This is a genomic window from Aeromonas sp. SER (assembly GCF_038739615.1).
Lineage (GTDB): Bacteria > Pseudomonadota > Gammaproteobacteria > Enterobacterales > Aeromonadaceae > Aeromonas > Aeromonas jandaei.
In genome coordinates this window covers 124905-146076 of record NZ_JBCGFC010000011.1, presented here as the reverse complement: position 1 = coordinate 146076, position 21172 = coordinate 124905, and the positions used below count along the sequence as shown (strand labels likewise).

Annotated in this window: 22 protein-coding genes; 10 read left to right on the top strand and 12 right to left on the bottom strand. The window is 61.5% G+C overall.

What is annotated here, in order from left to right; all coding sequences use genetic code 11:
• Positions 1-121: 121 nt before the first annotated feature.
• The gene (greB, locus tag AAHA41_RS16495; protein WP_033115590.1) at positions 122-595 is read left to right on the top strand and encodes a transcription elongation factor GreB; all 474 of its coding nucleotides are present in this window, start codon (positions 122-124) and stop codon (positions 593-595) included.
• Positions 596-705: 110 nt separating this feature from the next.
• Positions 706-3009 carry a Tex family protein gene (locus AAHA41_RS16490; RefSeq protein WP_323068823.1) on the top strand — a complete coding sequence of 768 codons (2304 nt, stop codon included), beginning with the start codon at positions 706-708 and terminating at the stop codon, positions 3007-3009.
• A gap of 57 nt (positions 3010-3066) precedes the next feature.
• Here AAHA41_RS16490 and AAHA41_RS16485 read toward each other — a convergent pair whose 3' ends face one another.
• The 4 genes from AAHA41_RS16485 to bioH all read right to left on the bottom strand — a co-directional run bounded on the left by AAHA41_RS16485 (position 3067) and on the right by bioH (position 5278).
• Entirely contained in the window at positions 3067-3345 is a 279-nt protein-coding gene (locus tag AAHA41_RS16485) for a hypothetical protein (protein WP_033115592.1), read from the bottom strand.
• An 85-nt stretch (positions 3346-3430) separates the two neighbouring features.
• Entirely contained in the window at positions 3431-4207 is a 777-nt protein-coding gene (locus AAHA41_RS16480; RefSeq protein WP_323068824.1) for a putative metalloprotease CJM1_0395 family protein, read from the bottom strand.
• A gap of 1 nt (position 4208) precedes the next feature.
• Positions 4209-4442 (bottom strand): flagellar hook protein FlgE, encoded by a 234-nt coding sequence (locus AAHA41_RS16475; RefSeq protein WP_041209715.1) that lies wholly within the window; start codon positions 4440-4442, stop codon positions 4209-4211.
• Between the two features lie 71 nt (positions 4443-4513).
• Positions 4514-5278, bottom strand: a complete 765-nt coding sequence (gene bioH / locus AAHA41_RS16470) for a pimeloyl-ACP methyl ester esterase BioH (RefSeq protein WP_323068825.1) — start codon at positions 5276-5278, stop codon at positions 4514-4516.
• A gap of 38 nt (positions 5279-5316) precedes the next feature.
• Between bioH and AAHA41_RS16465 the strand changes: the two genes are divergently transcribed.
• Together AAHA41_RS16465 and nfuA are read left to right on the top strand one after the other, a co-directional pair.
• Entirely contained in the window at positions 5317-6042 is a 726-nt protein-coding gene (locus AAHA41_RS16465; protein WP_323068827.1) for a ComF family protein, read from the top strand.
• An 80-nt stretch (positions 6043-6122) separates the two neighbouring features.
• Positions 6123-6701, top strand: a complete 579-nt coding sequence (gene nfuA / locus AAHA41_RS16460; RefSeq protein WP_033115597.1) for a Fe-S biogenesis protein NfuA — start codon at positions 6123-6125, stop codon at positions 6699-6701.
• A gap of 81 nt (positions 6702-6782) precedes the next feature.
• Here the strand turns inward: nfuA and gpsA are convergent, their stop codons facing one another.
• Genes gpsA through AAHA41_RS16445 form a run of 3 tightly spaced genes read right to left on the bottom strand, consistent with a single transcriptional unit; the run spans position 6783 to position 8751 of the window.
• On the bottom strand, positions 6783-7787 hold the full coding sequence (gene gpsA / locus AAHA41_RS16455) for an NAD(P)H-dependent glycerol-3-phosphate dehydrogenase (RefSeq protein ID WP_323068828.1): 1005 nt from the start codon (positions 7785-7787) through the stop codon (positions 6783-6785).
• A 2-nt stretch (positions 7788-7789) separates the two neighbouring features.
• Positions 7790-8260 carry a protein-export chaperone SecB gene (gene secB / locus AAHA41_RS16450; RefSeq protein ID WP_033115599.1) on the bottom strand — a complete coding sequence of 157 codons (471 nt, stop codon included), beginning with the start codon at positions 8258-8260 and terminating at the stop codon, positions 7790-7792.
• 59 nt (positions 8261-8319) lie between these two features.
• Positions 8320-8751 (bottom strand): rhodanese-like domain-containing protein, encoded by a 432-nt coding sequence (locus AAHA41_RS16445; protein ID WP_033115600.1) that lies wholly within the window; start codon positions 8749-8751, stop codon positions 8320-8322.
• Between the two features lie 244 nt (positions 8752-8995).
• On the opposite strand from AAHA41_RS16445, the gene gpmM reads away from it, so the two are divergent.
• On the top strand, positions 8996-10525 hold the full coding sequence (gpmM, locus tag AAHA41_RS16440; RefSeq protein ID WP_323068830.1) for a 2,3-bisphosphoglycerate-independent phosphoglycerate mutase: 1530 nt from the start codon (positions 8996-8998) through the stop codon (positions 10523-10525).
• A 9-nt stretch (positions 10526-10534) separates the two neighbouring features.
• On the top strand, positions 10535-11863 hold the full coding sequence (gene envC / locus AAHA41_RS16435) for a murein hydrolase activator EnvC (RefSeq protein WP_041209720.1): 1329 nt from the start codon (positions 10535-10537) through the stop codon (positions 11861-11863).
• Between the two features lie 112 nt (positions 11864-11975).
• Here envC and AAHA41_RS16430 read toward each other — a convergent pair whose 3' ends face one another.
• On the bottom strand, positions 11976-12626 hold the full coding sequence (locus tag AAHA41_RS16430; protein ID WP_323068832.1) for a Qnr family pentapeptide repeat protein: 651 nt from the start codon (positions 12624-12626) through the stop codon (positions 11976-11978).
• 88 nt (positions 12627-12714) lie between these two features.
• Between AAHA41_RS16430 and AAHA41_RS16425 the strand changes: the two genes are divergently transcribed.
• Positions 12715-13722 (top strand): substrate-binding domain-containing protein, encoded by a 1008-nt coding sequence (locus tag AAHA41_RS16425; RefSeq protein ID WP_033115604.1) that lies wholly within the window; start codon positions 12715-12717, stop codon positions 13720-13722.
• Positions 13723-13835: 113 nt separating this feature from the next.
• Entirely contained in the window at positions 13836-14225 is a 390-nt protein-coding gene (locus tag AAHA41_RS16420) for a nuclear transport factor 2 family protein (RefSeq protein WP_323068834.1), read from the top strand.
• On the opposite strand, the gene AAHA41_RS16415 is transcribed toward AAHA41_RS16420, so the two are convergent.
• From AAHA41_RS16415 to AAHA41_RS16400, 4 genes are all read right to left on the bottom strand, one after another.
• On the bottom strand, positions 14214-14906 hold the full coding sequence (locus AAHA41_RS16415) for an AraC family transcriptional regulator (RefSeq protein ID WP_323068836.1): 693 nt from the start codon (positions 14904-14906) through the stop codon (positions 14214-14216). The two genes, AAHA41_RS16420 and AAHA41_RS16415, sit on opposite strands and share 12 nt — an antisense overlap.
• Before the next feature lie 140 nt (positions 14907-15046).
• The gene (locus AAHA41_RS16410; protein ID WP_005342660.1) at positions 15047-15688 is read right to left on the bottom strand and encodes a bifunctional 4-hydroxy-2-oxoglutarate aldolase/2-dehydro-3-deoxy-phosphogluconate aldolase; all 642 of its coding nucleotides are present in this window, start codon (positions 15686-15688) and stop codon (positions 15047-15049) included.
• A gap of 9 nt (positions 15689-15697) precedes the next feature.
• Positions 15698-17494, bottom strand: a complete 1797-nt coding sequence (edd, locus tag AAHA41_RS16405; protein ID WP_323068838.1) for a phosphogluconate dehydratase — start codon at positions 17492-17494, stop codon at positions 15698-15700.
• Entirely contained in the window at positions 17491-18000 is a 510-nt protein-coding gene (locus tag AAHA41_RS16400) for a gluconokinase (protein ID WP_005340649.1), read from the bottom strand. The genes edd and AAHA41_RS16400 overlap by 4 nt, the downstream gene beginning before the upstream one ends.
• A 245-nt stretch (positions 18001-18245) precedes the next feature.
• Between AAHA41_RS16400 and gntU the strand changes: the two genes are divergently transcribed.
• A complete protein-coding gene (gntU, locus tag AAHA41_RS16395; RefSeq protein ID WP_041209725.1) occupies positions 18246-19586 on the top strand; it encodes a gluconate transporter in 1341 nt (446 codons plus the stop codon).
• Between the two features lie 150 nt (positions 19587-19736).
• Positions 19737-21086 carry a CDP-diacylglycerol--serine O-phosphatidyltransferase gene (gene pssA / locus AAHA41_RS16390; protein ID WP_019445053.1) on the top strand — a complete coding sequence of 450 codons (1350 nt, stop codon included), beginning with the start codon at positions 19737-19739 and terminating at the stop codon, positions 21084-21086.
• Positions 21087-21172 lie beyond the last annotated feature (86 nt).

The following is a 21172-nucleotide window of genomic DNA, read 5'->3' as shown; positions in this document are numbered from 1 at the left end:
ATTGGCCATATCTTGTCGCAGCCACCCGGAGACCATGATTTCACTCGACAGCAGAGGGACAAAAGCTAATATTCCCGTGCAGTTAGCACCACCTCTCTATCAGACCAGGTCAGAGATCATCATGAAGACAAAGCTGATCACCCGCGAAGGTTACAACAAACTGAAGGAAGAGCTCGATTTCCTGTGGCGTCAGGAGCGACCCGAGACCACCCGCAAGGTAGCTTGGGCGGCCAGCCTCGGTGATCGCAGCGAGAATGCCGACTACCAGTACAACAAGAAGCGGTTGCGGGAGATCGACCGGAGGGTCCGTTACCTGCGCAAGTGTCTGGAAGAGCTGGGGATTGTCGATTACGCCCCCGCTCAGGAGGGCAAGGTCTTCTTCGGTGCCTGGGTCGAGGTGGAGAACGACGAGGGCGAGACCAAGCGCTTTCGCATCGTCGGCTATGACGAGATCTTCGAGCGCAAGGATTACATCTCCATCGACTCCCCCATGGCCCGCGCCCTGCTCAAGAAAGAGGTCGGCGACGAAGCCATCGTGCGCACGCCAGTCGGTGACGTCTGCTGGTATGTCAACGACATCAGTTACCCGCGCTAGCCCGTCCCCGATGCCAGCCATGTGGTTGGCATCCCCTCCTGCGCGCCCTATAGTGCTGGCACTTGGCGCCATTGAGCCAGACCCGACCACAGAGGTTCTTAACAGAAACCATGACACAGACTATCGAACATCTGATCGCCGCCGAGCTCAATGCTCGCCCGCAACAAGTCGAAGCCGCTGTACGCCTGCTGGATGAAGGCGCGACCGTGCCCTTCATCGCCCGTTACCGCAAAGAGGTGACCGGCGGTCTGGACGACAGCCAGCTGCGTACCCTGGAGAGCCGACTCGGCTACCTGCGCGAATTGGCAGATCGCCGCCAGGTGATCCTGCGCTCCATCGAGGAGCAGGGCAAACTGACCCCCGAGCTGGCCCGCGAGCTGAACGAAGCCGACAGCAAGACCCGGCTGGAAGACCTCTATCTCCCCTACAAACCCAAACGCCGCACCAAGGGGCAGATGGCCATCGAGGCGGGGCTGGAACCGCTGGCTGACCTGCTGCTGAGCGACCCGATGAAAGAGCCCGAACAGGAGGCGGTTCGCTTCCTCAACGCCGAGCAGGGGATCACCGACAGCAAAACGGCTCTCGATGGCGCCCGCTACATCCTGATGGAGCGCTTTGCCGAGCAGGCCGACCTGCTGGAGAAGCTGCGCGACTACCTGTGGCAAAACGCTACCCTGCGCGCTCGCATGGTGGCTGGCAAGGAGCAGGAAGGGGCCAAGTTCAAAGACTACTTCGAGCACGACGAACCGCTGCACAAGGCCCCCTCACACCGGGTGCTGGCCATGCTGCGGGGCCGCAACGAGGGTGTGCTCAATCTGGCGCTGGTCGCGGGTGACGATGAGGGTGCCAGCCCTTGCGAGGGGATTATTGCCCATCACCTCAAGCTCAACCTGCAAAATCGCCCGGCCGACAAGTGGCTGCAAGGGGTGGTGAGCTGGACCTGGAAGATCAAACTATCGCTCCAGATGGAGACCGAACTGATCGGTCGCATCCGCGAGTCGGCAGAGGACGAGGCGATCAAGGTATTTGCCATGAACCTCAAGGATCTGCTGATGGCGGCTCCGGCCGGCATGCGTTGCACCATGGGGCTGGATCCCGGCATCCGTACCGGCGTCAAGGTGGCCGTGGTCGATGCTACCGGCAAGCTGGTCGATACCGCGACTATCTATCCGTTCGAACCCAAACGCCAGCTCGACCAGAGCCTCAAGACCCTGAGCGAGCTGTGCCAGAAGCACAAGGTCGAACTCATCAGCATTGGCAACGGCACTGCCTCTCGGGAGACCGACCGCCTGGTGAGCGATCTGTTCGAACGCTATCCGACCGCCAAGGCGCAGAAAATTGTGGTAAGCGAAGCGGGGGCCTCGGTCTATTCCGCCTCCGAGCTCGCCTCTCTGGAGTTCCCGGATCTCGACGTCTCCCTGCGCGGTGCAGTATCCATCGCCCGCCGTCTGCAGGATCCGCTGGCCGAGCTGGTCAAGATCGATCCCAAGAGCATAGGTGTGGGTCAGTACCAGCACGATGTCGGCCAGAGCCAGCTGGCCCGCCGGCTCGATGCCGTGGTCGAGGATTGCGTAAACGCGGTCGGGGTAGATGTGAACACCGCTTCGGTCGCCCTGCTCAACCGGGTCTCCGGCCTCTCCCAGACCCTGGCCCAGAACATCGTCGCCTACCGCGACGAACACGGCGCCTTCCAGAATCGTCAGCAACTACTGAAAGTGAGCCGGCTCGGCCCCAAGGCGTTCGAGCAGTGTGCTGGCTTTCTGCGTATTCGTGGCGGCAGCAACCCGCTGGACGGCTCATCGGTACACCCGGAATCCTACCCTGTGGTAGAGCGGATCCTCGCCAGGCTGGAGCAGACCGTGGATAGCCTGCTCGGTAACAGCAGCCTGCTGCGTACCCTCAAGCCTGCCGACTATACCGACGAGCAGTTCGGTGTACCCACCGTCACCGACATCATCGGCGAACTGGACAAGCCGGGCCGCGACCCGCGCCCCGAGTTCAAAACCGCGACCTTCAAGGAAGGGGTGGAGAAAATCAGCGATCTGGTGCCCGAGATGGTGCTGGAGGGGGTGGTCACCAACGTCACCAACTTTGGCGCCTTCGTCGATATCGGCGTCCATCAGGATGGCCTGGTGCACATATCTTCCCTCACTGACCGCTTCGTAAAGGATCCCCGCGAGGTGGTCAAGGCGGGTGACATAGTGCGAGTGAAGGTGCTGGAGGTGGACGTGCCGCGCAAGCGGATCAACCTGACCATGCGCCTTGACGAGAAGGCTGGCCAGCCGGCACGCAAACCGGCCGAGCCGCGCCACTCCGGTAACACCAAGCCGAAACAGGCGCCCCGGCAGAGTGCTCCGACCGAGGGTGCCATGGGCAACGCCTTCGCGGCCGCCCTCTCCAAGCTGAAGAAATAAGCACCCCAGAAATGCAAAAAGCCCCGCAAGGGGCTTTTTTGTCACTGTTACTCAGCGTTATTGGGCCAGTGCGGCCAGAATGGCGTCAGCCTCCTGATGGGCTGCCAATACCTCCCGCAGCCGGTTGAAGGCCTTGCAGGCCTCCTGCGGGTATTTGCCGTAGGAGACCACCCCTGTGTGGCTCCAGCCTGCAGCAAGCATCACTTTCTTCTTGAAACTGGTGCCCTCGGTGCCACCACCACCCAGCTGCATCAGAAATTGCTCCATCTGCAGATGGGCCGGCGGTACACGGGAGAAGGTAGTGAAATCTTCCGGTTTGACTTCATCGAAATGCATGACAGCTCCTGTAAAAATAGGATGGGCCTGATCTTCAGGTTAGTTGCAAAAATGGGGTGTGCTGCCGAAAGTTGCTGGCACTGCGTCAGATGCGCAGACTAAGTGACTGGTTTGCAGCCGGGCTCACAGACTGCTGATAGCGGTTGGCAATCACCTGATTGCGCTTGTCCATGTAAGCGCTCAGCACCCCATCCGTACTATTGCTGCGTTCGGCCATCAGCTCTTTGCGCGCTTTGGCTTCGCTGGCAGCGGCACTGCGCGCAACCGACAGATCCTGAGCTGATGGCTCGGCAGGGGCCAGCGCTGCCGAACGGATTTGCTGCATTTTGGTGATGGTGGCAGCAGCATCACCGGGCACTGCGCTGGTGTCTATCTGGACTTCACCGCCGGTCGCATAGCGCTTGCCATCCGGCCCCTGAGTAAACTGGTAGGTCGGCATTCCCGCATAGCTACCGCCGGCAGAGTGGTGCGCCTGTTCATGGGTGCGCACCTCCTGATCCCGATCGGCCAGATCCTGAACCTGTTGCTCGTGCCGCCTTTGCTGTTCCTGCTCTTTATTATTCGGGTCTTGTTGCTTACGCTGACCATCCTCCCCCGTCGCTTCGACAAAACGGTGGTCGAGGGGGTTTTGCACTGTGGATTGATTGCCTTCCCGACTGCTCTGGGCGGCAGGGTTGGTGTTGGTCGCCTGACCGGCTTTGGATTTCTCTTTCTGGGAGCCGACTTCAGATTCGGCAACGGAGGCTTGGCTCGAGCGAGCCTGCGGGATCAGTTCTGCCCGGCGATTATCCGTCCGGGCCGCTTCCACTTGAGGTTGCAGCTGCGTCGGAATAAGGGGGGGTAGACTGACATTGATGTTCATCTCACACCCGGATGTCGATCAGGGTTCCCATCATGTCGCTGGCAGTCTTCATCACCTTGGCGGAGGCTCCGGCTTGCAGCTCGGCAGACTTGAGGTTTATGAGCTCGTCCGGCACTTGCACCTGATCCCCGCTTGGCGTGTTGAGACGGGCAAGCTGGCCGGATGCCCGATCGGCAACCTGCTCGGCTCGCTGGAATCCCTGCAGGCCACTGTTAAAGGCGGATTCAATACGCATGGCGTTACTCCTCTGATCACAGCTTAATTATCCGCCAGACCAGAGGATTAATGAAGCTTTGCGGCTATTTTTTAGCCAACAAAATCTCGAAGGATTTCAATGAATTCGTCAGGATGGGAAATAAAAGGTGCATGTGAGGCCTTGCTGAAGGTGACGCTTCGACTAGCGGGATAGCGTTCATCCAGCAGAGGAATGGCTGCTTTGGGCACCAGTGAATCCAGCCGACCATAGATGCGCAGCCAGGGCAACGCCAGGGATACCAGGTCATCGCGCAGATCAATATCAGCCAGCAAACCGAGCCCCGCTTCCAGTGCTGCGAACTGGGGAGCAGGTCGTTCCGCAAGCCAGTGGCGCAGCTGGCGGATATCATCCCGAGCATGTTCGCTGCCCATCGCCTGGATCGCCAGAAAGCGCTCTATGGTCTGGCGAAAATCCCCTGCCAGCATCTGGTTGAAGCCGGTCAGTACCTTGGGGGCAATCCCTGGCCACTCATCGCGGGCCATAAAGCAGGGGGAGCTGGCCACGGTGACAAGGGAGTGCAGCCGCTCGGGATGAGTCAGCGCCAGCCGGCTTGCCACCAGACCTCCGAGTGACCACCCCACCAGATGGCACTTCTCTGGCAACACGGTGGCGACCTGCTCCGCCAGCCATGGCAGGGTATAGTCGACCCCCTCGGCCAACGGGCTGTTACCAAAGCCGGGCAGATCCACCAGATGAACCCGGTAATGTACCGCCAGCTGCAGGGCGATGCCGTGCCACACTGCGCCGTTCATACCCCATCCGTGCAACAGCACCAGATCGGGTCCCTGACCAAACTGCTCTACCGATACGCTCATCTAGACTCAAGATCCCTGTTCATGCTCTTGGGGTCAGCATGTTAAAGCGCCTGCTTGCCAAAGCAAGTCCACTGTTCGGCAGCCACGCCGACTGGCAGGGGAGCTGCCTGCTCTGTCGGCAGCCTTGTGATGAGGAACCTTTGCTATGCAGCTGGTGTCGGCAGTCCCTGCATCAGCCACAGCAGCGCTGTCGACTCTGCGCTGCGCCGCTGCCGGAAGAGATACAGACCGGGGTAGTATGCGGCCGCTGCCAGCGCAGGCCACCGCCGTGGGAGCGACTCCAGGTGATCGGTGACTATCAACCGCCCTACCCGGCCCTGATCCCGCGCCTGAAGTATTCGGGGCAAATTCTGCTGGCCCCCCTGTTGGCCCGCTTGCTGGCAGATCATCTCGATTGCGATGGCCTGCCAGAGGCGATTATTCCCGTCCCTCTGCACTGGTGGCGTCAGTGGTGGCGCGGCTTCAACCAGGCGGAGGAGATCGCCAGTCACCTGAGCCAGCTAACCGGAATTCCTTGCGATAACCGGCTGCTGCGCAGGATCAGAGCGACGCCACAGCAGACCAAGCTCAGCGCAGGGCAGAGACGGCGCAATCTGCGCGGCGCATTTCACATTGCGCCGCACCACTATCGCCATATCGCCCTGTTAGATGACGTGGTTACCACCGGCGCCACCGCCGGTCAGCTTACCCGCCTGCTTCATGAGAGCGGGGTCACAAAGGTGGAGGTCTGGGCCATCTGCCGCACCCAGAGGCATCTCAAGTAGCCATCGGCATGCTACCCAAGCCTTGCTAACCGCGTTATCATGAATACCCTAGTCGTACACTCAGGTTTATGAGGATAGTGATGATCAGCATTTCCGACGCCGCCCAGGCCCATTTCCGTAAACTGCTGGAAAAACAGCCTGATGGCACCAATATCCGGGTGTTTGTGGTCAATCCGGGAACCCAGAATGCCGAGTGTGGCGTATCGTATTGCCCACCCGATGCTGTGGATCCGGAAGATCAGCACCTGCCTTTCAGCGGTTTCGACTGCATGGTCGATCCCCTGAGCGCCCCCTTCCTGGTGGATGCCACCATCGACTTCGTTACCGATCAGATGGGCTCCCAGCTCACCCTGAAGGCGCCGAACGCCAAGATGCGCAAGGTTGCCGACGATGCCCCGCTGATCGAGCGCATCGAGTACACCCTCATCTCCGAGGTGAACCCCATGCTGGCCGGTCACGGCGGCAAGGTAACCCTGACCGAGCTGACTGAAGATGGCTACGCCATCCTGCAGTTTGGCGGCGGTTGCAACGGCTGCTCCATGGTCGATTACACCCTGAAAGAGGGTATCGAGAAGCAGCTGCTGGAGAAATTCCCGGGCGAACTCAAGGGTGTCAAAGACGCCACCGAGCACCAGCGCGGCGACCACTCCTACTACTGATTTGCAGCCCTTGTGGCAAAACATGCTGCAAAGAAAAGGCCCCGCCATCCGGCGGGGCCTTTTGCATGGGCAATCGGCAGATTACTCGTCCTTCTTGTCGCGCGACAGCAGGGCGATGGCGGCCTCTTTCGGGTTTTTCCCCTCATAGAGCACCTTGAAGATCTGTTCGCAGATGGGCATCTCGACGCCGCAGCGCGCCGCCAGCAGATGCACCTCGTTGGTGTTGCGATACCCTTCCACCACCTGACCGATCTCGGTCATGGCGGTGTCGACATCTTTACCGGCGCCGAGCGCCAGTCCGAAGCGACGGTTGCGCGACTGGTTGTCGGTACAGGTGAGCACCAGATCCCCGAGCCCGGCCATCCCCATAAAGGTTTTGGCATCGGCTCCAAGGGCGGCACCCAGACGCTGCATCTCCACCAAACCCCGGGTGATGAGCGCGGTTCTGGCGTTGGCGCCAAAACCCAACCCGTCGGAGAGACCGGCACCGATGGCGATGACGTTCTTCACCGCCCCACCCAGTTGCAGACCGACAAAGTCCGGATTGGTATAGACCCGGAACGAATGGCCACAGTGCAGCAGATGGGAGAGATCGTCGGCGAAATCATCGTGGGTCGAGGCAACCGAGATGGCGGTCGGCATACCGGCAGCCAGCTCCTTGGCGAAGGTGGGGCCGGAGATGACCGCCAGCGGCATCTCGTCACCCAACACCTCGCGGGCCACATCCTGCAGCAGGCGGCCACTGTCAGGCTCCAGCCCCTTGGTGGCCCAGGCGATACGGGTATCGGGGCGCAGGAAGGGTTTTACCTGAGTCAGCACCTGGCCGAATACGTGGCTCGGCACAACCAGCAGCAGTACGGGGGCAGCCTGTACCGCACGTTGCAGATCCGCAGTCAGCTGCAGATCAGCAGGAAAAGGGACATCCGGCAAAAATGCCTTGTTGCAACGATCCTGTTCCAGCTCGGCGAGATGGGCAGGGTCATGACCCCACAGCAGGGTCGGATGACCGTTGCGCGCCAGAGAAATGGCAAGGGCGGAGCCGTAAGACCCCGCCCCCAGGACCGAGATAGCGATCTGGTCAGCCATTATCAGGCTTCCGCAGTCGCCTGCTGGGCCTGAGCTTGCGCCATGTGCTGGGCAAACAGGGCATCGAAGTTGACCGGTGCCAGGTTCAGCTGCGGGAATGAACCCTTGCTCACCATGTTGGCCACGGCTTCGCGGGCATACGGGAACAGGATGTTCGGGCAGAAGGCAGCCAGGCAGTGAGCCAGTTGCGGCTCCGGCAGGTTGCCGATGGTGAAGATACCGGCTTGCTGAACTTCGCACAGGAAGGCAGTTTCGGTTTCCAGCTTGCAGGTGACGGTCAGGGTCAGCACCACTTCGTAGACGCTGTCAGCCAGGATGTTGGTCTTGGTGTCCATGTCCAGCTTGACGTCCGGCTGCCACTCTTTCTGGAAGATGTGCGGGGTGTTGGGCGCTTCGAAAGAGACATCCTTGGTGTAGACACGCTGGATGTGGAATTCCGGTTGTACTTCCTGGTTGTTGATCTCGTCAGCCATTTCGTTTGCTTCCTTTTATATGGATAAGTGGGCACAGGCCCTGCTTGAATCAGCGTTAATCAGCGCTTCTTGGTGACCGGCAGATTTTCTGCACGCCACTGGGCCATGCCACCGCCGAGCACATATACCTGCTGGAATCCGGCCTTGCTCAGTTGACGACCTGCGCCGCCCGCAGTCATTCCCGACTCGCATACCACTATGATGGGGGCATCTTTATGCTTTTCAACCGGGCCCAGGTTATTGCTCTGGATCTGGGTGAGCGGCAGGTGCTGGGCACCGGCCAGATGGCCCTTGGCGTACTCTTCCTGACTGCGAATATCCACCACGGTGGCGTTTTCACGGTTGATCAGCAGGGTCGCGGTGTGGTTGTTGACGGTTTTTACCGGAGAAAAACGGGCACGCACAGTGGTGTAAACCAGAGTGCCTGCCAGGCCGAACCAGGCTGCGGTCAGCAGCGGGTTGCGAGCCGCGAAATCCAAATACTCTTGCATCTTCTACTATCCAGGGATCAAGACAAGGGCCCGAGTATACATGGGGGAATAGCCAAGATCAGCCATCTTGGCGGGAAAGCGCGAGCAGGCTCCCATCACGATTCGGTATGTTGCACCCCTGAAACGGCGCTGTGCGGAGCCGAGGGGGTCGCCCTTGGCTATCAGGTGACTATTTCGGCAGATGTAGTAATATTACGCTAGTTTCATTTCCCGCATTTTTTCCAATCCGAGAGGACATAGTCTTATGTCAACAGCTAAGAAACCTTTGGTTCTGGTCATCATGGACGGTTGGGGCTACAGCACCAAGCAGGAGTTCAACGCCGTCGCTGCCGCCAAGACTCCCAACCTCGATCGTCTGGCCCGTGATTACACCAGCACCCTGATCTCCGGCTCCGGCCTGGATGTCGGTCTGCCGGATGGCCAGATGGGCAACTCCGAAGTGGGCCACGTCAACATCGGTGCCGGTCGTATCGTCTATCAGGAGCTGACCCGCATCTCCAAAGACATTCAGGACGGCCCCTTCTTCGAGAACGTGGAGATTGCCAAGGCTGTTGATGCTGCCGTGAGCAACGGTAAAGCCGTTCACATCATGGGTCTGATGTCTCCGGGTGGCGTACACAGCCACGAAGAGCACATCATGGGCATGATCGAGATGGCCGCCAAGCGTGGCGCCGAGAAGATCTACTTCCACGCCTTCCTGGATGGTCGTGACGTACCGCCGCGCTCCGCCCAGTCCTCCATCGAGCTGTTCGACGCCCTGTTTGCCAAGCTGGGCAAGGGCCGTTTCGCCTCCATGATCGGCCGTTACTACGCCATGGACCGCGACAACCGCTGGGATCGCGTGCAGCAAGCCTATGACCTGATGACCCAGGGCAAGGGCGAGTTCACCGCTGAAAGCGCCACCGAAGCACTGGCTGCCGCCTATGCTCGCGACGAGAACGACGAGTTCGTCAAAGCCACCCGTATCGGTGAAGCTGCCCCGATGGTTGACGGCGATGCTTTGATTTTCATGAACTTCCGTGCCGACCGCGCCCGTGAAATCACCCGTGCCTTCGTTGACAGCGACTTCACCGGCTTCGCCCGTGTTGCCCAGCCGAAACTGAACTTCGTGATGCTGACCGAATACGCGGCCGACATCAAAACCGCCTGTGCCTACCCGCCGACCGCTCTGGTCAATACCCTGGGTGAGTGGCTGGCCAAGCAGGGCAAAACCCAGCTGCGCATCTCCGAAACCGAGAAGTACGCTCACGTCACTTTCTTCTTCAACGGTGGCGAAGAGGCCTGCTTCACTGGCGAAGATCGCGAAATCGTCGCCAGCCCGAAAGTGGCTACCTATGACCTGCAGCCGGAGATGAGCTCCGAAGAGCTGACCGACAAGCTGGTTGCAGCCATCAAGAGCGGCAAGTACGACGTCATCATCTGTAACTACCCGAATGGCGACATGGTTGGTCACACCGGTGTGTTCGATGCCGCCGTCAAAGCCTGTGAAGCCGTTGACCACTGCATCGGTCGCGTTACCGACGCGCTGGCCGAAGTGGGTGGCGAGTGCCTGATCACTGCCGACCACGGCAACGCCGAGAAGATGATGGATGAAGAGACTGGTCAGGCTCACACAGCCCACACCAATCTGCCGGTTCCGCTCATCTACTTCGGTCGTAAAGCCGAGGTTGCCGAGGGTGGCAAACTGTCCGATCTGGCCCCCACCATGCTGACCCTGATGGGTCTGCCGGTGCCGCCGGAAATGACTGGCAAGCCCCTGATGATTCTGAAATAATCCTTCCCCATGCGGGGATGCGAAGTTATTTCACCAAAAACCAGTCGCGTCGGCCTGTTGGCCGGCGCGCTGTTTTTTTGCCTGTCATTTGGCGCCAGCAAACCGGTTTTGGCCGCCAATCAGCAGCTGGGCGCCATGCAGTCCCAGATCAAGGAACAACAGCAGACCATCAAGCTCAGCAAGCAGGAGCTGGCCAAGCTCAACGCCCAGCTCAAAGCTGACGAGCAGGCCATCTCGGCCGCTGCCGCCAAGCTTGATGAGACCAGGCAACAGCTCAAGCAGAACCAGCAGAAGCTGGCCAATCTGCAAAAAGACAAGCTGGCGCTGGAGCAACAAGCCAAACATCAGAAGCAACTGCTGGCCAAGCAGGCGGAAAGCGCCTTCACCGCCGGCAGTCACGATTACCTCAAACTGCTGCTCAATCAGCAGGATCCGGCCAAACTGAGCCGCTCCCTCGACTACTACGACTACCTCAACAAGGCGCGCATCGAAGCCATCGAGGCGCTGCGTGCTACCCGCGACAAGCTGGCGAAAAACCAGCAAGCCACCAAAGAGACCGAAAGCAAGCTGCAGGCCCTGCTGAGTGAACAGCAGGAGCACCACCAGACCCTGCTGGCCAGCCAGCAGAGCCGGGCCAAGGTGCGCAACCAGCTGCAGCAGTCGGTCGAGGATGACGAACAGAAGCTGACCCAACTGGTCAAGGCGGAGAAAGCGCTGAAGGCCCGACTGGAAGAGCTGCGTCGCAAACGGGAAGAGCAGGAGCGCCGCGAACGGGCCGAACGGGAACGGCTGGCCAAGCTGAAGGCGGAACAGGAGCGTCAGCGCCGTCTGGCAGAACAGCGCCGTGCCGAGCAGCAGCGTCAGGATCAGGCGAGCCAGCAGGAGGTCGCCAGCACCAAGCCGGAGCGCGGTTCCGGCATCAGCAGCGCCGGCCACTACACCGGGCTCAAGACCAACGGCAGCCTGCGCTGGCCGGTACAGGGGCCGATCCTCATCGCCTACGGCTCGCCGCGTACCGCCGAACTGAAGTGGAAAGGCACCCTGATCGGCGCCAGCGAAGGCACTCAGGTCAAGGCGGTCGCCCCGGGTCAGGTGGTCTACGCCGACTGGCTCGACGGCTTCGGTATGCTGCTGGTGATCGACCACGGCAGCGGCTACATGAGCCTCTACGGTCACAACCAGTCGCTGCTGCGCCAGGTGGGCCAGAATGTGGAGCAGGGCGAACCGGTGGCGCTGGTCGGCGACAGCGGCGGACAGGACAGGCCCGGCCTCTACTTCGAGATCCGCTATCAAGGCGAGGCCATCAACCCGACCAAATGGCTGGGCAAGCGCTCGTAACGCCGCGCACCAGCCCACATCAGCCAAAAGCCTGCCCTGCGCAGGCTTTTGTCATTCAAGGGGAAGAGGCTCCTCCCCTCTTTGGTGAAAAATTACATATTTTTCAGTCAGCTCAGGGGAAGACGATCAAACCGACCTGCTCCAGCAACGTCTGCTGCTGATCCTCGTTAATCATCACCCCCTGCAGATCGATCCGGCGCAGATCCAGCCCCGGCAGATCGCACTGGCGCAGGTCGCAGCCCTGCAGGCTGAAGCTGCTCCAGTCGATCTGGCCAAACTCGGAACCACTGAGATCAGACCCTGCCAGCGAGGCGCCGAACAGGTTGGCCCCCTGCCAGCGGTTGCCACTGAGCTCGCACTTCTCCAGCAGGCAGCCTTCGAAACTGGCATAGCTGAAGTTGTTGCCGGTCAGGTGCGCCTCGCAGAAGTAGCTTTTGGCGGTGATCCGGTTGGCAAAACTGGCATGGGCAAAGTTGATGCCTACCGCCTGACAGTCGCGCAACTCCAGCCCCAGACACTGGCTGCGACTGCAATCGACCATGGTGAGATCGCAGCGCAGAAAGCTCGCCTCACGCAGATCGCAGCCCTGCATCAGACTGCTCTGCTCGCTCTCCCGATCGTAGAAGCTGCAATCGACGAAGCGGCTCTCGCCAAGATCGAGCCAGGAGAAGTCACAGCCGATAAAACGGCACTCCGAGAAGTGCTCCCCCTCCACTTCATCCTGCGTGAAACGCACCTGTGCGAACTGCTTGCCTTTTACCATCGGAAATCTGCCTCTTTACGGTTTCATATGCTGACTTTCGCCGCCAAAAACGGTAATGTTACAAGTAACATTCATCCTGGATACCGTCATGAGCCCCACTCGCAAGCGCCGCCCCACCCTGCAGGATATCGCCGACCTGACCGGGGTCACCAAGATGACCGTCAGCCGCTATCTGCGCGATCCGCAGACCGTGGCCGAGGGCACCCGCGAACGGATCGCCGCAGCGGTGGAGGAGCTGGGCTATATCCCCAACCGGGCGCCGGACATTCTCTCCAATGCGACCAGTCGTGCGATCGGGATCCTGATCCCCTCCCTCTCCAACCAGGTCTTCTCGGCGGTGATCCACGGCATCGAAGCGGTGACCCGGCCGGCGGGTTACCAGACCCTGCTCGCCCACTACGGCTACAGCCCGGAGCGGGAGGAGGAGCAGATCGCCTCGCTGCTCTCCTACAACGTGGATGGCCTGATCCTCTCCGACAGCCGCCACACCGAGCGCACCCGCAAGATGATCGCCACTGCCGGCATTCCGGTGGTGGAGACCATGGATCTCCCCCCCGACCCCATCGACATGGTGGTCGGCATGGATCACAAGGCGGCCGCCCGGGCCATGGTATCAGAGATGCTGCGCCGGGGCCGACGTCAGGTGGTCTATCTCGGCGCCCGTCTCGACGTGCGGACCCAGCTGCGGATGGAGGGCTACTATCAGGCGATGCAGGACTTCGGCCTCACCGGCCAGCACCTGCTGACCGAGCAATCGTCCACCTTTACCCTCGGCGGCGAGCTGCTCGATCAGGCGCTGGCGCGCTACCCCGACCTCGACGGCATCTTCTGCACCAACGATGACCTGGCCGTCGGCGCCCTGCTGCAGTGCCAGAGCCGCTGGATCCCGGTGCCGCAGCAGATTGCCATCGCCGGCAGCAACGCCCTCGACATCGGCCATGCCATGACCCCCAAGCTGGCCAGTATCGTCACCCCCCGCGAAGAGATCGGCCGCGAAGCGGCCACCATGCTGCTCGCCCGCCTCGGCGGCAAACCGCCAGCCGAGAGCCGCAAGGATATGGGCTTCACCCTCTATGAGGGGGAAAGCCTCGGCTGATCCCTTGCCATCATGGCGCGTTGGCCCGTCATGATGGCGCATCCTGCCACCGCTTCTCACCATCCTCTGCTCTATGCTGGCCCGGCATTCCAGCCACATGTCAGGAGCAGAAGATGAACAACACCGAACGATTGCAAGCCTGCCTGCAGCGCGTTGTCTGCGATCCCCGCTTTACCCTGGCCGAGCTCGACCAGTGGTTCACCCCGGATTACTGCCAGCAGGTGAACGGCGAGCAGCTCGACTACGCCGCCTTTCGCCAGCACATCGCGACGCTCAGAGATCATCTGGCCGAAGCCACCATCGAGTTTGTCGCCACCATCGCGCAAGGGGACAGGGTGCACTCGACCCATGTGGTACGAGCCACCCGCCACGATGACGCCCCGCTGGTCTGCAAGGTGAGCGGTCTCTTCACCTTTCGCGACGGCAAGATCTGCCAGACCGACGAGGTGACCTGCCTGTTGAGCGGCAGCGAGCAGGATGCCGACATAGGTTCACGACGCTGAGTCGCGCCGGGCGAAACGCTGGAGCGCGCGGGAGAAGGCGGCGGGGTCTTCGTAACCGAGCAGGTCGGCAATCTGCGCCGATGTGAACCCCTGATACTGCAACTGGCGGGCCCGCCCCATCACCACCTGCTCGCGCCACTGGCGGAAGGTACAGCCCAGCTGCTGAAGGCAAAGCCGGTTGAGGGTGCGCAGCGAAGCGCCGCAATCCATGGCCAGCTCGGCAAGCGTGGTGTTGATGGAGGGAGCCTGACAGAAGCGCTCCAGCACCCGCAGCAGGCGCGGATCGAGGTTGGCCGCCAGCGCAGGCTGGGCCGCTTGCGGGGCAGCTCGCGCCAACTCGTGGCCAATCACCGTCAGATAGGCCTCCCGCTCGGCCCCCTCCTCCAGCTCGCTGAGGCGGGCAAAGAGGCCGGCCAGCAGCGGTGTCACCTGGCGCAGGCCAAAAGGGGCTGATACGGAAGAGGCGGTATAGACAAGCGACAGGCGAGAGTGGCGCAGCACGCGAAATTCGTGCTCCCAGCCCGCCGGAATAAAGCAGAGCTGGCCGGCAACCAGCAGCTCGCTGGCAGCACCGCCGGTGATAACGCCGCCACCGTCGTGCATGTAGCAATACTGGGCCTGCGGATGGCTGTGCAGCGGAGTGAAGTGCCCTTGCGGGCAGGAGCGATGGAGAAAGGACATGTCGGCCAGCCGGATAAGAAACCGACCACGACCATAAGGGAGCAGACGGCACCCTGTAAATGGCTTTTCCGCCGTCATAATGGCCAAAAGAAGCAGGCCACCCGAGGGTGGCCTGTTCGATTTATCTACACGACTTGCGCTTAGCGTTTAACCAATTCAACCGCTTCGCGGGAGAGGCGGGTCACCTCTTCCCAGTTGCCGCTCTTGACCGCATCGGCCGGCAGCATCCAGGAGCCGCCGACGGTGGCCACGCATTTGAGTGCCAGATAGTCGGCCACGTTTTTCGGGCCGATACCGCCGGTCGGGCAGAACTTCACCTGGGGCAACGGCGCGGCAATGGCAGAGAGCGCCTTGGTGCCGCCGTTCGCTTCAGCCGGGAAGAACTTCAGATGGTCGTAGCCCGCTTCCAGCGCCTGCATCACCTCGGAAGGAGTGGCAACGCCCGGGATCAGCGGTGCAGTGCTCTTGGCGGCGTGGGCCAGCAGGGCCGGCGTCATCCCCGGGGAGATGACGAAACGGGCACCGGCAGCAACTGCTGCGTCAAACTGCTCGCAGTTGAGCACGGTACCGGCACCGACCATGGCATCCGGCATCGCCTTGGCGATGAGGGCGATGGCATCGAGCGCCACCGGGGTGCGCAGGGTGATTTCGAAGACAGAGATGCCGCCGTCAAGCAGCGCCTTGGCCATCGGCAGGGCCTGATCCAGCTCGTTGATAACCATCACGGGTACCAGCGGGGAGGCGGCAAACACCTCGGCCGGGGTCACTTTCCAGTTCTGCATAGCTCTTCCTTAGTCAAAGATGGTGGCGCCACACTCGGCGCTCGATACCGCGCGACGCATCACGCTGAACAGTTCACGGCCCCACCCCTCTTGTTCCAGAGTGAGGTCAATCTCGGCCTGGGTACGGCCACTCAAATCGGTCAGGCAGTCGAGGCTGCCGTTTACCGCGTCAACCCGCAGCAGGTCGCCGTCAGCCAGCAGGCCGATGGCCCCGCCGTGCAGCGCTTCCGGGGTGACGTGGATGGCGGCCGGGATCTTGCCGGAGGCACCGGAGAGACGGCCATCGGTGACCAGCGCCACCTTGTAGCCTGCCTTCTGCAGGTTGCCGAGCACCGGCATCAGCTTGTGCAGCTCCGGCATGCCGTTGGCGGCTGGGCCATTGTGGCGCACCACAATCACGGCGTCCTGATTGAGATCGCCCGCCTTGTAGGCCGCTTCTACCGCATGCTGGGAGGAGAAGACCCGCGCTGGCGCCTCGATGACGCGATACTCGGGAGCTACGGCGGAGACCTTGACCACGGCGCGGCCCAGATTGCCCGCCAGCAGCTTGGTGCCGCCGGTGGCCTGGAATCGGCTACCGGAAGGCGACAGCACGCTCGCATCGCCGCTCTCACCGACCGGCTGCCATACCAGCTGGCCGTCGACCAGAGTCGGACGGCTGAGGTAATCCTGCATCTCGCCAAAGACCGGGGTGGCATCCATATGGATCAGCCCCTCTTCGGCCAGACGGCGCATCAGACCGGGCACACCGCCCGCCTGTTCGAAGGCGTTGACGTCGGCCGGGCCGTTCGGGTACATGCGAACCAAGAGCGGCACCACGTCGGAGAGATCGCTGATGTCATCCCAGGTCAGAACCAGACCGGCGGCACGAGCCAGCGCCACCATATGGATGCTGTGGTTGGTGCTGCCGCCGGAGGCGAGCAGGGCCACCAGACCGTTGACCAGCGAGCGCTCATCCAGCACTTCGCTCAGCGGGCGATAGGCGGGGGAGCCTGGGATCATGGCGCTGATGCGGCGTGCCGCCTCAACGGTCAGGGCATGGCGCAGTTCGCTGTGCGGGTGGACGAAGGCAGAGCCCGGCAGCATCAGGCCCATGGCCTCGAACACCAGCTGATTGGTGTTGGCGGTACCGTAGAAGGTGCAGGTGCCCGCCGCGTGGTAGGCGCCGCACTCCATCTGCAGCAGGGCGTCGCGGCCCACTTCACCGGCGGCGTACTGCTGGCGAACCTTCACCTTCTCGTCATTGCTGATACCGCTCGCCATCGGGCCGGCCGGCACGAAGGCAGTCGGCAGGTGAGCGTGGGAGAGGGCCCCCATGATCTGGCCCGGAGCGATCTTGTCGCAGATGCCAAGCAGCAGGGTGGCATCGAAAGTGTTGTGAGAGAGCGACAGCGCGGTTGCCTGAGCAATCAGATCGCGGGAGAAGAGGGACATGTCCATCCCCGGCTGACCCTGAGTCACCCCGTCGCACATGGCGGGCACGCCGCCGGCAACCTGAGCACTGTGGCCCAGCTCGGCCAGCGCGCCCTTGATGATATCCGGATAGCCCTGATAGGGCTGATGGGCACTCAGCATGTCGTTGTAGGCGGTGACGATGCCGACGTTGGCACGGGTCATGTCGAGGATGCGACCCTTCTCGTCACTGCTGCAGGCGGCCACGGCGTGGGCCAGGTTGCCGCAGGCCAGTGCGGCGCGGGTCTTGCCCTGCTCGGCCTGACGCTGGATGCGGGCCATAAAGGCCTGACGACGGGCGGCACTGCGCTCGCGGATGCGGGCAGTGACGTCGGAAATTACCTTATGAATCATTGGGCTTGCTCCAATGCTGTGACGGCGCGGTCAACCACCTGTTCGAAGGTGCCGTCGATATCGATGTGGAATACACCGGCTTCGCCATCCGGGCGCTCCAGAGTATCGAACTGACTTTGTACCATGCTTTCGCGCATGAAGTGGCCCTTGCGGGCACGCATCCGCTCGAGGATCAGCGGCTGGCTGCCATCGAGGAAGATGAAGCTGACCGACTCGTTGCCTTCGCGGATCTGGTCGCGGTACTTCTTCTTGAGGGCGGAACAGACGATGATGCCGGTCTCGTTCTTCTGCTCGAGACTGTAGGCGGCGTCGCGGATCCGCTCCAGCCAGGGGGCGCGATCCTCATCGTTGAGGGGGTTGCCGCCAGCCATCTTCTGGATGTTGGCCTTGGGGTGGAGATCATCACCATCGATGAACTTGGCGCCCAGCGCTTCTGCCACCTTGAGGCCCACGCTGGATTTACCGCTGCCACATACACCCATCACGATAATGCACTTACCCGCCATAATTTGACCTCTGTCCCACTTTTCAAAAAACCAGCTGTTGATGGGTTCTAATCTAGCACGTTACCGGTAACATGTTACCGGTAACGATTAAAAATGTGAAGTCTGCCACAGACTGAGCAAACCCATAGTCACCTGGGCATATGATGTTGAGCCCTTGCCATAAATCTAAATAAATCATAAAGATATGGTTTGTCGACGGATCGACAGGGTGTCACTACCGAACTTGGATTAAGGAACGCATAACAATGTCTGACCTCTCCCTGATCATGACGGCCGCCGGCTCGATCGTGCTGCTGCTCTTCCTGGTGATGAAGGCTCGTCTGCACGCCGTCGTCTCCCTCATTCTGGTCTCCATGGTGGCCGGTCTTGCCGCCGGCATGAACCCGGCCGACATCGCCGCTACCATCCAGAAAGGGATGGGCGGCACCCTCGGCTTCGTCGCCGTGGTGGTGGCGCTGGGTGCCATGTTTGGCAAGGTGATGGAAGTGACCGGTGCCCTCGACCGGGTGGCTCACACCCTGCTCGGCAAGTTCGGCGTCAAGCGCGCCAACTGGGCCATGGCTCTGACCGGCTTTGTCTGCGCCCTGCCGCTCTTCTTTGACGTGGCCGTGGTGCTGCTGATCGGCGTCGCCTTCGCCATCGTCCGTCGTGGCGGCGGCAGCGTGGTGAAGATCGGTATCGCCCTGCTGGCCGGTATCGCCACCTGTCAGGCCTTCCTTATTCCGGCGCCGGGCCCGATTCTGGTGGCTTCCCAGCTGGGTGCCGACTTCGGCTACATGATCCTGTTCGGCCTGATCGCCGCCGTACCGGCGCTGATCCTGGCAGGCCCGCTGTTCGGTGACTTCATCAGCAAGATCGTCGATGTGCCGCTGCCCGCCGATGCCCAGAACAGCGTCCACGATGACAGCAAATCTCTGCCCTCCTTCGGGCTGGCCATGGGCCTCATCGGCCTGCCGCTGCTGCTGATCGGCCTCAAGACCATCGTCGGCCGCTTCGTCGAGGCGGGCTCTACCCTGCACAACTGGCTGGAGTTCATCGGTCACCCCTTCACCGCCATCATGGTCGCCTGCCTGGCCGCCTTCTATCTGCTGGGTATTCGCCGCGGCATGTCCCGTGACGAGGTGATGAGCGTCTGCAACAGCGCCATCCAGCCGGCGGGCGTCATCATTCTGGTTACCGGTGCCGGTGGCGTGTTCAAGCAGGTGCTGGTTGATTCCGGCGTGGGTGCCGCCCTTGGCAACATGCTGGCCGACTCCGGTCTGCCCATCGTCGCGCTGGCCTTTATTCTGGCCGCCGCGGTGCGGGTGATTCAGGGCTCCGCCACCGTCGCCATGCTGACCGCCTGTGGTCTGGTGCTGCCGATGCTGGAGCCGCTCGGCCTGAACGGTGCCCAGCTGGCTGCCGTCACCATCGCCATCGGCGGCGGTGCCATCGTGCTCTCCCACGTCAACGACTCCGGTTTCTGGCTGGCCAACCGCTACCTCGGCCTCTCCGAGAAGCAGACCCTGCAGACCTGGACCGTGATGGAGACCATCATCGGCACCACCGGCGGCGTGATGGCGATGATCATTTACAGCTTCCTCTGATCACTGCCAACGCGCACAAAAAAGGCCTCACTTGTGAGGCCTTTTTCATCTTTCTGACGATTCTTTCTTTGGCTGAGAGGGCGAGATTGCTAGAATCGCCTATTCATCGCTCCGAGTGGAACGCTTAACCCCGTGATTTCAGGTCTCTCTATGCATTCATCGGCCCATTATCGACAACTGCTGACACGCCTGCCCCAGATCGCCGTCGCGGCAGACCAGTTTGAAGTGCTCTACAGCGCCAAGGATTTCAAGCGCCGCATTCTTGCACTCATTGCCAGTGCTACCCAGCGTATCTATCTGGTCGCGCTCTATCTGCAGGATGACGACGCGGGTCGCGAGATCCTCACCGCCCTCTACGAGGCCAAGCAGCGCAACCCGGCTCTCGACGTCAAGGTGTTCGTCGACTTCCACCGTGCCCAGCGCGGCCTGATCGGCAAGGGCAAGCAGGGTGGCAACCACCTGATGTATCAGGAGATGGCTGCCCGCTACGAGCACAAGATCGAAATCTACGGCGTTCCGGTCAAGGGGCGCGAGCTGCTCGGCGTGTTGCACCTCAAGGGCTTCATCTTTGACGATGCGGTGCTCTACTCCGGTGCCAGCCTCAACGACATCTACCTGCACCAGCAGGATCGCTACCGCTTCGACCGCTATCACCAGATCATCAGCCCGGAGCTGGCCCGCAGCATGGTCAACTACGTGGATGACCTGTTCGTGAAGAGCGACGCGGTGCAGCGACTGGATCGCAGCGACGTGCCCAGCGCCAAACAGCTGAAGGGGCCGATCCGCCGCTTCAAGCTGAGTCTGCGTCAGGGGCAGTACCGCTTCGCCACCATGCCGGTCAACACCCAGGAGGTGGCCATCACCCCGATGGCGGGTCTGGGCAAACGCAACAACCAGCTCAACCAGATGATCCGCAATCTGGTGCGCTCCACCGAGCGGGAGATCTTCATCTGCACCCCTTACTTCAACCCGCCCAAGGAGTTGAGCAAGGATATCGAGGATCTGCTGCAGCGCGGCTGCAAGGTAACGATTGTGGTGGGCGACAAGACCGCCAACGACTTCTTCATCCCGCCGGAGGAGAAGTTCTCCACCATCGGCGGCCTGCCCTATCTCTACGAGACCAACCTGCGCAAGTTTGCCGAGCGCAACCAGCATCACATCGATGATGGTCGTCTCAACCTGATGCTCTGGTGCTGCGAGCGCAACTCCTACCATCTCAAGGGGATCTTCGTGGATGACGAGTGGGCCCTGCTCACCGGCAACAACCTCAACCCGCGCGCCTGGGCGCTGGATCTGGAGAACGGCCTGCTGGTGCACGATCGTCGCCACCACCTGCGTCCCCAGTTCAATGCCGAGCGGGAGAACATTCTGGCCAACACCAAGCGGATCAGCCACTTCGATCAGGTAGAGCAGATCCACGACTACCCGGAGCAGGTGCGCAAGCTGTTGGGACGGATCCACCGGGTCAAGGCCCATCTGCTGCTCAAGCGGATCATCTGACCCCGGGGCGCGCCGCGCCCACCCAGCCCAACGGCAATCAGACCAAGGCCTCCCGTTTTCGGCAGGCCTTTGTTATATCCGCCATT

Bases quoted from the DNA above. Each gene is read 5' to 3' on its own strand.
- gpmM (WP_323068830.1), top strand. From the start codon at position 8,996: ATGTCAACAGCTAAGAAACCTTTGGTTCTGGTCATCATGGACGGTTGG.
- greB (WP_033115590.1), top strand. From the start codon at position 122: ATGAAGACAAAGCTGATCACCCGCGAAGGTTACAACAAACTGAAGGAA.
- AAHA41_RS16430 (WP_323068832.1), bottom strand. From the start codon at position 12,626: ATGGTAAAAGGCAAGCAGTTCGCACAGGTGCGTTTCACGCAGGATGAA.
- AAHA41_RS16410 (WP_005342660.1), bottom strand. From the start codon at position 15,688: ATGCAGAACTGGAAAGTGACCCCGGCCGAGGTGTTTGCCGCCTCCCCG.
- envC (WP_041209720.1), top strand. From the start codon at position 10,535: ATGCGGGGATGCGAAGTTATTTCACCAAAAACCAGTCGCGTCGGCCTG.
- AAHA41_RS16400 (WP_005340649.1), bottom strand. From the start codon at position 18,000: ATGGCGGGTAAGTGCATTATCGTGATGGGTGTATGTGGCAGCGGTAAA.
- AAHA41_RS16445 (WP_033115600.1), bottom strand. From the start codon at position 8,751: ATGCAAGAGTATTTGGATTTCGCGGCTCGCAACCCGCTGCTGACCGCA.
- AAHA41_RS16415 (WP_323068836.1), bottom strand. From the start codon at position 14,906: ATGTCCTTTCTCCATCGCTCCTGCCCGCAAGGGCACTTCACTCCGCTG.
- AAHA41_RS16420 (WP_323068834.1), top strand. From the start codon at position 13,836: ATGAACAACACCGAACGATTGCAAGCCTGCCTGCAGCGCGTTGTCTGC.
- AAHA41_RS16425 (WP_033115604.1), top strand. From the start codon at position 12,715: ATGAGCCCCACTCGCAAGCGCCGCCCCACCCTGCAGGATATCGCCGAC.
- gpsA (WP_323068828.1), bottom strand. From the start codon at position 7,787: ATGGCTGACCAGATCGCTATCTCGGTCCTGGGGGCGGGGTCTTACGGC.
- AAHA41_RS16485 (WP_033115592.1), bottom strand. From the start codon at position 3,345: ATGCATTTCGATGAAGTCAAACCGGAAGATTTCACTACCTTCTCCCGT.
- AAHA41_RS16475 (WP_041209715.1), bottom strand. From the start codon at position 4,442: ATGCGTATTGAATCCGCCTTTAACAGTGGCCTGCAGGGATTCCAGCGA.
- secB (WP_033115599.1), bottom strand. From the start codon at position 8,260: ATGGCTGACGAGATCAACAACCAGGAAGTACAACCGGAATTCCACATC.
- AAHA41_RS16480 (WP_323068824.1), bottom strand. From the start codon at position 4,207: ATGAACATCAATGTCAGTCTACCCCCCCTTATTCCGACGCAGCTGCAA.
- bioH (WP_323068825.1), bottom strand. From the start codon at position 5,278: ATGAGCGTATCGGTAGAGCAGTTTGGTCAGGGACCCGATCTGGTGCTG.
- edd (WP_323068838.1), bottom strand. From the start codon at position 17,494: ATGATTCATAAGGTAATTTCCGACGTCACTGCCCGCATCCGCGAGCGC.
- AAHA41_RS16490 (WP_323068823.1), top strand. From the start codon at position 706: ATGACACAGACTATCGAACATCTGATCGCCGCCGAGCTCAATGCTCGC.
- pssA (WP_019445053.1), top strand. From the start codon at position 19,737: ATGCATTCATCGGCCCATTATCGACAACTGCTGACACGCCTGCCCCAG.
- AAHA41_RS16465 (WP_323068827.1), top strand. From the start codon at position 5,317: ATGTTAAAGCGCCTGCTTGCCAAAGCAAGTCCACTGTTCGGCAGCCAC.
- nfuA (WP_033115597.1), top strand. From the start codon at position 6,123: ATGATCAGCATTTCCGACGCCGCCCAGGCCCATTTCCGTAAACTGCTG.
- gntU (WP_041209725.1), top strand. From the start codon at position 18,246: ATGTCTGACCTCTCCCTGATCATGACGGCCGCCGGCTCGATCGTGCTG.